The 8,527-nt window shown below is 63.4% G+C and carries 12 protein-coding genes and 1 pseudogene; 3 read left to right on the top strand and 10 right to left on the bottom strand.

All coding sequences use genetic code 11. From position 1 onward, the window contains the following. Positions 1-392: pseudogene (locus RKP46_RS03485) on the top strand (hypothetical protein); the annotation flags it as partial. 57 nt (positions 393-449) lie between these two features. Here the strand turns inward: RKP46_RS03485 and RKP46_RS03480 are convergent. The 6 genes from RKP46_RS03480 to RKP46_RS03455 form a co-directional block, all read right to left on the bottom strand. Beyond that, on the bottom strand, positions 450-1,121 hold the full coding sequence (locus RKP46_RS03480) for a GNA1162 family protein (protein ID WP_311105332.1): 672 nt from the start codon (positions 1,119-1,121) through the stop codon (positions 450-452). Next, on the bottom strand, positions 1,118-1,492 hold the full coding sequence (locus tag RKP46_RS03475) for a DUF4810 domain-containing protein (RefSeq protein ID WP_311105331.1): 375 nt from the start codon (positions 1,490-1,492) through the stop codon (positions 1,118-1,120). The genes RKP46_RS03480 and RKP46_RS03475 overlap by 4 nt, the downstream gene beginning before the upstream one ends. 3 nt (positions 1,493-1,495) lie before the next feature. Then, positions 1,496-1,825 (bottom strand): hypothetical protein, encoded by a 330-nt coding sequence (locus RKP46_RS03470; RefSeq protein ID WP_311105330.1) that lies wholly within the window; start codon positions 1,823-1,825, stop codon positions 1,496-1,498. After that, positions 1,822-2,829, bottom strand: coding sequence for a CsgG/HfaB family protein (locus RKP46_RS03465; protein WP_311105329.1), 1,008 nt, complete (start codon positions 2,827-2,829; stop codon positions 1,822-1,824). The genes RKP46_RS03470 and RKP46_RS03465 overlap by 4 nt, the downstream gene beginning before the upstream one ends. A 269-nt stretch (positions 2,830-3,098) precedes the next feature. Further along, positions 3,099-3,503, bottom strand: a complete 405-nt coding sequence (locus tag RKP46_RS03460) for a type II toxin-antitoxin system VapC family toxin (RefSeq protein WP_311105328.1) — start codon at positions 3,501-3,503, stop codon at positions 3,099-3,101. Continuing rightward, positions 3,500-3,760 (bottom strand): type II toxin-antitoxin system VapB family antitoxin, encoded by a 261-nt coding sequence (locus RKP46_RS03455; RefSeq protein WP_311105327.1) that lies wholly within the window; start codon positions 3,758-3,760, stop codon positions 3,500-3,502. Before RKP46_RS03455 ends, RKP46_RS03460 begins: the two co-directional genes overlap by 4 nt. 195 nt (positions 3,761-3,955) lie before the next feature. Between RKP46_RS03455 and RKP46_RS20175 the strand changes: the two genes are divergently transcribed. Beyond that, positions 3,956-4,189, top strand: a complete 234-nt coding sequence (locus tag RKP46_RS20175; protein ID WP_409194098.1) for a hypothetical protein — start codon at positions 3,956-3,958, stop codon at positions 4,187-4,189. Positions 4,190-4,895: 706 nt separating this feature from the next. Here RKP46_RS20175 and RKP46_RS03445 read toward each other — a convergent pair. After that, positions 4,896-5,489, bottom strand: coding sequence for a PEP-CTERM sorting domain-containing protein (locus RKP46_RS03445; protein ID WP_311105326.1), 594 nt, complete (start codon positions 5,487-5,489; stop codon positions 4,896-4,898). A 283-nt stretch (positions 5,490-5,772) separates the two neighbouring features. On the opposite strand from RKP46_RS03445, the gene RKP46_RS03440 reads away from it, so the two are divergent. After that, positions 5,773-6,723: a PfkB family carbohydrate kinase gene (locus tag RKP46_RS03440; protein ID WP_311105325.1), complete on the top strand. Its 951-nt coding sequence runs from the start codon at positions 5,773-5,775 to the stop codon at positions 6,721-6,723. Here the strand turns inward: RKP46_RS03440 and RKP46_RS03435 are convergent. The 3 genes from RKP46_RS03435 to RKP46_RS03425 all read right to left on the bottom strand — a co-directional run. Beyond that, a complete protein-coding gene (locus RKP46_RS03435; RefSeq protein WP_311105324.1) occupies positions 6,701-7,486 on the bottom strand; it encodes a GntR family transcriptional regulator in 786 nt (261 codons plus the stop codon). The genes RKP46_RS03440 and RKP46_RS03435 overlap by 23 nt on opposite strands. 211 nt (positions 7,487-7,697) lie before the next feature. Then, positions 7,698-7,841: a hypothetical protein gene (locus tag RKP46_RS03430; protein WP_311105323.1), complete on the bottom strand. Its 144-nt coding sequence runs from the start codon at positions 7,839-7,841 to the stop codon at positions 7,698-7,700. A 444-nt stretch (positions 7,842-8,285) separates the two neighbouring features. Continuing rightward, positions 8,286-8,527, bottom strand: a 242-nt coding sequence (locus tag RKP46_RS03425; RefSeq protein WP_311105322.1) for a hypothetical protein, incomplete at its 5' end; no start/stop codon positions are given.

The following is an 8,527-nucleotide window of genomic DNA, read 5'->3' as shown; positions in this document are numbered from 1 at the left end:
CGGCCTCGCGCGCCACCGTCGAGCCGTCGCCAGCCGAGCCGCCGCGCAGCACGCCGACCGGCAGTCCGGCACCGGCCGCAGCGGGCGGTGCCGGCGCCGTCCACCTGCCGGCGGCGACCGCACCGCCCGTGGCCGCGCCGCTTTCCGCTGCACCATCCGCTGCACCAGCCGAACGTGTCAGCGAAACGGCCTCGTTGCACGAAGGCTCGAGGCGCGCCGTAGCGACCGCAGACTCGGCGGTCGGCGACGACTCTGCGGACGACATGATTCGGCGAATTCGCGCGGCGCGCGCGCGCGGCCAGCTTGCCGAAGCGCAGCGCCTGCTTGCCTTGCTGCGCGATCGCTACCCTGAACGGGAACTGCCGGCGGACCTGCGCGAGCCGACTCCGTGAAGCGAAGCTCGGCGCGCTCGCGCGCTGCTGCGGTAGCGCGTAGCGACGTGTCGGAGCCTAGCGCGAACTGCCGGCAGCGCTTTCAGCGGCCTGGGCAGCAGGCCGATAGGGTCCATCCGGCAGCGCCTTGTCGCCCCAGGCGAAGGCCGAACGGTGTGCGCTCCGGGTCAACGGCATGTAGTTCGGCGCGGCGCGGGTGATTGCTGCTTCCACCAGCATGCCGACCAGCCTCGCCAGCGGCGGTCCGGACGAGTTGCTCTGCGGCTGGTACCGCATGCTCCGCTTTTCCCGCCAGAGTTCGGCACCATCCCGGCCGGTTATTCGATACTCGAACTCCACCGTCACGGTCGTCGTCAACAGCACGTATTGCGCGTCCCATCGGTTGATCGTCACAAAGAGGACGGCATCGGCGTCGAACAGCCGGGCGAGAACCGCCGGTGCCTGCTCGTGGATCTTCTCGCCTTCATACATGCCCTCTTGCTCGAGAACGTACTTCGTCGTGTTGACCGGAAACACATAGTAGCCCTTTTCAGCAAGCGGTATGGGCAGCGTGGCCAGGACATAGTTCGGTGCATCCACATCGAGCGACTTGTTGACCACGGGAACGACCAGGATCGAACGTGGTGCCGCCGCCCGCCAAGCGCTGTTCCCGGCTGGATCCTTGCGCGCCGCGGGGGCGCCGCACGCGCTGAGCACGAGCAATGCGGCCAGACACAGAAGCTGCCTCATTTGCCGGTCTCCTTTTCGATCTGTTCACGCCGGCGGAGGTTGTCGATCAGCGAAGTCATCAGACCGCGGCTTTCAGGCCAGGCGTCACGCTCCTTCTCATAGTGGGCGACGGCCTGGTCGGCCGATCCGGCGAGCAGGTACAGCGTTCCCAGTTCAGCGTACAGCCCGGGCGCGATCTTGCGCGAGCCGACTTCCATCTCGGCAATATGCGCAACCAGCTTTGTGCGCATCGCTTCGACTGCGACCGGGTCCTTGTACGCCTGATAAAGCAGTTCCTCGTACGCTCCCCACTGATAAAGCGACGGGGGTTGCGCAACACAGGCGGCGAGGGTCATCGCCAGGGGGGCGAGCAGGGCAGAGCGCACGATCATCTCCTACCTGACGACAATCGTCCGGTGCACGCCATCGCCGACGTAGACCTTCTCTTCCAGCACGCGCTGTCCTCGCCACTCGATATGCACGACATGGTTGCCGGAGAGGACACGCAAAGCAGCCGCTCCCTCCAGGTAGTCTTCGACCGCACCGACCTCGAGTCCGTCAACAATCACCCTTGCCTGGCGCAGGTTTTCGTCGGCGACGCGGAACGAGATCTGCGGACGCAGATCGCTCACCCCCTGTTTCTCGGTCGGCATCTGGGTGCAGCCGCTGAACAGCGGCGCGCAAAAGGCGAGTGCAAGCAGCAGGACGAGACGCAAGCCGTTCATTTTTCATCCCCTTCATGGCGCACGACGATCTGATCCGGTTTGCGGTTGCCGAGCGAGCCGGAGACGACACTGGCTACCGCACCTTCGTTCAGTTCGCCTTCGCCAAACAGCGAGTCTACGCGAAGGCTGGCAATCGTCTGGCCAGGCAGTGTGATCTCGGCGCCAGTCTGCGGCGATATCATGCGCTCTCCTCGGGTTTGCACGACAAAGCGCATGCCGGGTCGGATTCCCTGGCTGCGTCCACCGCCGAGGTACACTCGGTTGCCTTCACTCTTCAGCACGTAGGTTTCCCATGGGCGGGCGCTGAGTTCGACCGACATGCGATTGACCGCATCGGCGACCGCCTGGCGTATCGCCGCATCGTTCAGCGTGCCGTCGTAACCGGCCTGCGAACCGAAACCGAAGGTCGATGCAGTTTCCGTCGACGCCTCACCCGCCCCGGAGGCGGCGAAGAAAACGTGTCCGGTCGTCGTGTCGACCAGGCGGATGTCAATCTTGGCAAACGCTACCTGCCGCTTGCTCGACGAAACGAAGCCGGTGGCGCCGACGGTCTTGCGCCCGAATTCGGTCAGCGATCCGACGATCAGCGCGTCGACGCCAATCAGCTTGAGCTTGCTGTCGGTCAGGCGACTCTCGGCCTGCACGCGACCGATGTCGGGTCGTTCGAAAACCAGATAGGCGCCGGATTCGGTGAGCGCCTTGCTCATCAGATCGGTGACCTGCTTGCCGAGCGGATCGTCGTGCCGATCGCGCAGCAGCGAGCGGCCGTAGCTGGTTTCATTGCTGATTCGTCCGAGGGCAATCTTGCGCTTCAGCCGCGGACTGCTCCCCGCCTGTTCGGCTACCGCCAGTTGGGCGGCACGCTGCAGCGCGGCCGGCTGCGGCGCTTCCTTTGGCTGAACCTGCGCTTGCTGAATGGCACAACCGGTGACGAGGAGAACAACGGCCAGCGCCCCCGTCCGCTGCCGGCTGGTCGGCGAAAATGAATGGCAGGAAGCACGCATGATCGATCCCCTCCCTGGAAGTACGGCTTGCCCTGATAATAGACCATGAACCGGTGCCGGATCCAGTCAAATTCGCGCACACACGCCTTGCCCATGTCGTGCAGATGTGCCGCCGGAAATCCGGACAGCAGAATAGGTGGCAGTCTTGCTCCATGAAACGGCTGCGCAAGCAGTCGAATCAGCCGCTTTGCGAAACTCGCCCCCGTCGTCCTGCAGTTGCTGGATTACCGAGACGAGCGTTCTGCGAAGGCGCATGTGCTCGTGATTGGCTATCCATCAGCCGTCCAGTCTTCAACTTCAAGTCCATCGACCTGAGCGAAAGCACGGTCGCTTGTTACCACTACCGCGCCTGCCTGAATACCGTGTGAGGCAATCAAAAGGTCGAGTGCTCCCAGCGCCTTGCCTTGCCGCTCCAGCGCTGCCCGTGCGGTTCCGTAACGCTCTGCAACGCTGCTATCCCATGGCAGCACGTCCACTCGCCGCAGAAACTCCCGCACCGCCATATGCAAGCGTTTCGCTTCGATCCGTCGCGCCAGTCCAAACAGCAGTTCACCTTGCGTGATCGACGAGATGCAGACAGCCGCCATTGGAACAGCCAGCACCCGCCGGACAACAGCAGGATGCTGCCTGATGAAGTGACTCACCGTGTTCGTATCGAGCATGTACCGGGTCATTCTTTCCACCCGCCAAACGGATCACGGTCTTGCGCGTCCTGTTGCCGTTCCCCTGCGGCCAGAAAGTCTGCCGGAACGCTGGCATCCTTGAGCGCAGCAAAGAAGCCGTCCCACGTTGTCGGCTTGCCGGAAAGGATGACATCGCCCGTCTCCGGGTCGCGTCGGATGTAGACCTCAGTGCTGTCGAAACGGTATTCGGCAGGCAGCCGAACGGCCTGACTGCGCCCATTCCTGAACAGCTTCGCGATGTGTGCCATGAGCGCCTCCTGTGATACATCAAGATATATACCAGTTGCTGCGCTGAATCAAGAACCTTCACACACAGTTGGAAACGATCTTTCTTGCAACGACTTCGCGGCAATCGGAAGAGAGGTGGCCGCGCTGGCGCAGCAGTACGACCTCCAGCCGAACCTCGAGACGCTCTATCCAGGGCGTACGACCTCCGGATCGGAATGGACGGCAAGACGTCCTGGCGTGACAAGGTCTTGGTCGGTCGCCTGTGGAAGACGGTGAAGGACGAGGAGGTGTCTCTCAAGGCCTGCGTTATGGTCGCCGAGGCAAGAGCCTGGCCGCCCGCCTCCGTCTGCTTCTCCACCCGGCGCCAACCGCGTCGCGCCGTGGACGGCAAGAAGTCGGCGGCCGCCTGCTTCGTGGCCCTCGCTTCGGCGATCCAATACGCCGCGTAAGGCATGCGGAAGGGGCTGTGAGGATTGGTCGACGATGCGCTGGCGCATCGGGCCGCTTGCCGTTGAAAAGTCTGGCGACTTTCCCAGCGTATGTCGCTTCGCTCACAAGCTTGAGCGAGTTCTGTCCGGTTTGGATAGAATCCGGGAGGGTCAAAGCCAATCGCATCACCGGTCGTTTTTTTGGTGCCCGAATTTTTGGCTGCGCCAGATTTCGGCGGTTTTTGGCCGCCATTGACATGTATTCCTCATCAATCAGGCGACGCAGCAGTAACTCGCTTTCGTCGAGCACCACAGGCTTCTGCTGAGCGTAGATCGTGGCACGCGACACCCCGGCCAGGACGCATTGCTGCACCACAGCCACCGCCTCCCCAGGTTCGATCCACGCTCTTCGCAGTACGACAGGCTGATCCCAGACTTTTTTTGAGCCAGTCCAATTCCACCTTCAGTTTCCCGATCTCGCTGTAAAGCAACTCAGGCTCCCGATGCCCGGCAACCGGTTTGGGCCCACGCTTGCCCTCGAACAAGGTCTTCGCTTGCTCCTGGATCGCCTTCTTCCACTGCTCCACCTGGATTCGCGTCCCGTGTTTCTCGGCGACAAAGGAAGAACGGCCTCAGTTTTCGATCGCTGGCGACAGCGCTCGACGAGCCGCTGCCGGAAGTCGGCAGCGATCCGGCGGCGATCTCGGCGCCTGGAGGGATGTCGCGTTCAGCCGTGGCTGATGGCGCGTCGGCTTCGAGCAATCAATCCCAATCCGCAGAGCGCGAGGAGCAGCGTGGCCGGTTCGGGAACGCCGGTGGATGTGGCGTTGAACGTGAAGTCGTCGATCATCCAGCGCGTCTGGTGGGGCTGGACGACGGAATTGCTGCCGCTCAGGCGGAGCGAGGTGATGCCACGGAAATCGGCCTGTACCCAGTTGTAGCCGATAGCAAGATTGACCGTCAGGCTGTCGACCAGCGTTGCGCCGTTGAAGCCTTCCAGAGTGAGGAGCGCGGCGGAATCGGATTGCAGCGCATCGTAGATGGTGAAGGTCGAGAAATAGGCACCGTTGAAATCGAAGGCGTTGCCGTTGGCCAGACGGCCGAGAACCGGGCCGGCGTAGTTGGATGCCTGATTCTCGCCGGAGGGAGAGTTGTAGCTGTTGCCGTAGCTGTTGGCGGCAGCGTAGCTGGAGTCGCCCCAGGCGAACAGGTCGGTATCGCCCACGGTGCCCCACAGAAAGCCCTTGTAAGGGGTCGGGACGTTCAAGACCCCGGAGACATTCATGACCAGATCGTCGAAATCCAGAACGTCGGCGCGCACGGTTTGCCCGGCGAGAAGAGCGCAGCACAGCAAGACTGCCCGCGGCAGGTACTTCTTCGTGCTGTCCAGCACTCGCCGGGCTGGGCGGAAACGAGGGGAAAGGTCGCTGGCTGCCGAAGCCGCGATCGGTTGGAAAACAATGGATGGCAGCATTTTTCTTTTCCTGAGTGAAGGTCGAAAGCGCGCCCGGACTCCTGGTCGTGACAAGCTATCCTGGGCGCCTCGGATAGCGCCGATACAATACCATAACAATACCAAACAGACGTAACCGGAGGAGCAAGCAGTGCGTCCATTCGTTCTTGGCAACTACATGAACGCCTATTTCATGTCCGTCGATCGTTTGCCGGATTCCGGCGAGTCACTCGTCGCCAAGCGAGTGTTTCGGGAGCACGGCGGCAAAGGCTTGAACCTTGGGCTCGGTTTGCATCGACTGGGTGCGAACGTGGACATGCTGCTGGCGGTCGGCGCCGACGACGCCGGCGAAGCGGTCCGCCGGGCGTTGGTCGCTGAGGGAATGCGCGATGAGCTGTTCTTGACCTTGGGCGATGCCTCGGGCTTTGGCGTCGGCTTCATCGCGTCGGATGGCGGCAACTTCCTGGCCGTCCATCTCGGCGCCAACGCCTTGCTCGGCGCGCAGCATGTCGAGCGGGCTGCGGCGCAATTGGCGCGGGCAGATTGGCTGTTGGCTCACTTCGAGTTGCCCGACACGGTGATTCGCCACGCGTTCCGGCTGGCCCGCTGCTACGGTATTCCAACGTATCTCAACCCTTCTCCCTGGCGCGCGATCGACCGTGAGTTGCTGACGATGACCGACGTGCTGGTGGTCAACAGCCAGGAGGCCGCGCTGTTGTTCGACCTCCCGGACGCCGTTCGTTGGCCGCGGGCGGAGTGGTCGGCGCGCTTGTCTGCCCTGGCGGAGCGAATCGGCTGGCGTGGTCGGGTACTCGCGGTTACGCTGGCGGCAGACGGGAGCGTTGCTCTTGACGCGGCTGGTCGGATGGCGGCGGCGGCTCCCTTTGCGATAGAACAGGTGGATGCGACTGGCGCCGGCGATGCCTTTGGCTGCGGCTTGGTCGACGCGCTTTCCCGGGGCGAAGCGCTGTCGGCGGCGCTTCGTTTCGGCAATGCCTGTGGTGCCCACGTGGCTGCACGCGCTGGCATCTTCGCTCATCTGTCACGGAAGGCCGAACTGGCGGACTTGCTCGGCCGCGCTAAGCCGGCGGGTCCAGACTGAGCGTCAGGCGGTAGGCGTAGGCGTCGCCGCGGAAAGTGCCTTCGACGTACTCGACGATTTGGCCGGTCTTGCTGAATGTCTTCCGTTTCATCAGCAAGCAGGGCGACGGCGCAGTAAATTCGAATACGGCGGACTCCGGCGCGCTGCTCATGACCGCCTCGATGGTTTGCTCGCCATGCGACAAGGTGATGCCGCAACGCTCGCTCAGGAAGCGATACGCCGAACCTTGAATATCCCAATCGGCGAGAGCCGGCGCCGCGGTGAGGTCATACCACGCAACTTCGCGCGACAAAGGTATGCCATCACCCAGGCGAAGGCGCACCAGGCGCAAGAACGGGGCGGTGGACGGGCGGCCGAAGAGCGAGGCGAGCGTGCGGTCGGTGACTACGCCATGTTCGAGCAAGCGGCTCGAAGGGACCATGCCCAGTTCGTGCATTTCCTCGGTAAAGCCCTTCAGTCGGCCAAGGCGTGGCGTCAGACGGGGTGGCGTCCTGGCCGTCACCCCCGCACGGCCGTGCGTCTCCAGGTAGTTTCTCGCGCGCAGTTCCTCATACGCACGCCGGACGGTAACCCGGCTGAGGTTCAGCATCTCGGCCAGGGCGCGCTCCGAGGGAAGGCTCTCGCCGTCGGCGATTTCCCCGGAATCGATCAATGCCGACAACTTGCGCAGCATCTGCAGATAACTGGGCTCGGCAAGCGATCGATCCGGCGCGATGCGATGGATCATCGGTGGGGCGGTCGCACTCTTCTTTGGAGCAATCATCGGTGAGCGAAGCGGAGTTGATGGCGAGGTTTCGCTTGGTGAGGATCGCCGAGTCCAGTCGTCGCTGTCGATTGGCGGCACTACTCGGGGGAACGGGAGCGAGCGGGAGCGGACGACCCGAAGCGCGGAAGTATAGCGCTCGCCACACCCGGATTGCATCCGCTTTGCCTGGCGAACCGTCGAGACCCGGTGGTGGCGGGCATCGCGCCGATCATGCGGCGTCCGACGCCGATGCGCGCGCTACCGTGTCGAAGCGCGGGCAGGGGCGTTCGCTCTCCTCTTCGTTGACCAGGTGCAGGCGGCGAGCGTCCAGCCGATTGCCGCTACGGTTGGCGCGGGCAGTTCCGCGGCGCATTGCTGGAGTGCTGCTGGCGAGAAGCTGTCGGGTCCCGCGCGCCAGGCTGCCGCGTGCGGCGCAGCGCCGGCAGGACTTCGAAAGCGGCTGGCGCGTGATCGGCCGCCGCAGCGCAGCGTTCATCGCCGAGTGAGCAGTCCTTCGCTGATCGGGCGTGCGAAGGAGAGGAAATCCAAGGAGAGGAAATCCAAGGTACGCGCAGCCGGGAACCGGATCTGGCGCATCCTGTGACCAGGGCTCAGCAGTTGATATGGCTTGGGGCGGCGGCAGCGCTTCACGCCCTGCGGGGGGTGCGGAACGACCCGCTAGCAGGAGACGCGTCGATCGCATTCGTATTCGGGGATCGGTTCTCCCGGGGGATCCTCCTGACCGACCGCTGCCGATCTGGCGGGCCAGACCGTCGAAATTCGTCGTACTGCGCGGCGGTTTGGCTTCCTGTCACTTTTACACCGTCTTCAGCAGCGTGGGCTCCTGGCTCTCGCTTCGCAACACTGCTTCTATCGAACCGTAGTCGAACTCATCGGCGCAAGAACAGAAATAATGACTCAGCTCGACATTCCATTCGGCGATCTGCCCAATCAATTCGTCGATACGAGCGGTGTCCAAAGTCACCAGGGCGTCGAGCAGCTCCGATCGGAGGACTTCCGGCAAGGTGGTCTGCACCGTCGAGTTCAATGGCACGGCAG

The sequence above is a fragment of the Accumulibacter sp. genome, assembly GCF_031732815.1.
Taxonomy (GTDB): Bacteria; Pseudomonadota; Gammaproteobacteria; order Burkholderiales; family Rhodocyclaceae; genus Accumulibacter.
Note: the sequence above shows the minus strand (reverse complement) of the source record. Positions and strands in the feature narration are given on the sequence as shown.

Bases quoted from the DNA above. Each gene is read 5' to 3' on its own strand.
- RKP46_RS03480 (WP_311105332.1), bottom strand. From the start codon at position 1,121: ATGAGGCAGCTTCTGTGTCTGGCCGCATTGCTCGTGCTCAGCGCGTGC.
- RKP46_RS03475 (WP_311105331.1), bottom strand. From the start codon at position 1,492: ATGATCGTGCGCTCTGCCCTGCTCGCCCCCCTGGCGATGACCCTCGCC.
- RKP46_RS03470 (WP_311105330.1), bottom strand. From the start codon at position 1,825: ATGAACGGCTTGCGTCTCGTCCTGCTGCTTGCACTCGCCTTTTGCGCG.
- RKP46_RS03465 (WP_311105329.1), bottom strand. From the start codon at position 2,829: ATGCGTGCTTCCTGCCATTCATTTTCGCCGACCAGCCGGCAGCGGACG.
- RKP46_RS03460 (WP_311105328.1), bottom strand. From the start codon at position 3,503: ATGACCCGGTACATGCTCGATACGAACACGGTGAGTCACTTCATCAGG.
- RKP46_RS03455 (WP_311105327.1), bottom strand. From the start codon at position 3,760: ATGGCACACATCGCGAAGCTGTTCAGGAATGGGCGCAGTCAGGCCGTT.
- RKP46_RS20175 (WP_409194098.1), top strand. From the start codon at position 3,956: ATGGACGGCAAGACGTCCTGGCGTGACAAGGTCTTGGTCGGTCGCCTG.
- RKP46_RS03435 (WP_311105324.1), bottom strand. From the start codon at position 7,486: ATGATTGCTCCAAAGAAGAGTGCGACCGCCCCACCGATGATCCATCGC.
- RKP46_RS03430 (WP_311105323.1), bottom strand. From the start codon at position 7,841: ATGCGCCGCGGAACTGCCCGCGCCAACCGTAGCGGCAATCGGCTGGAC.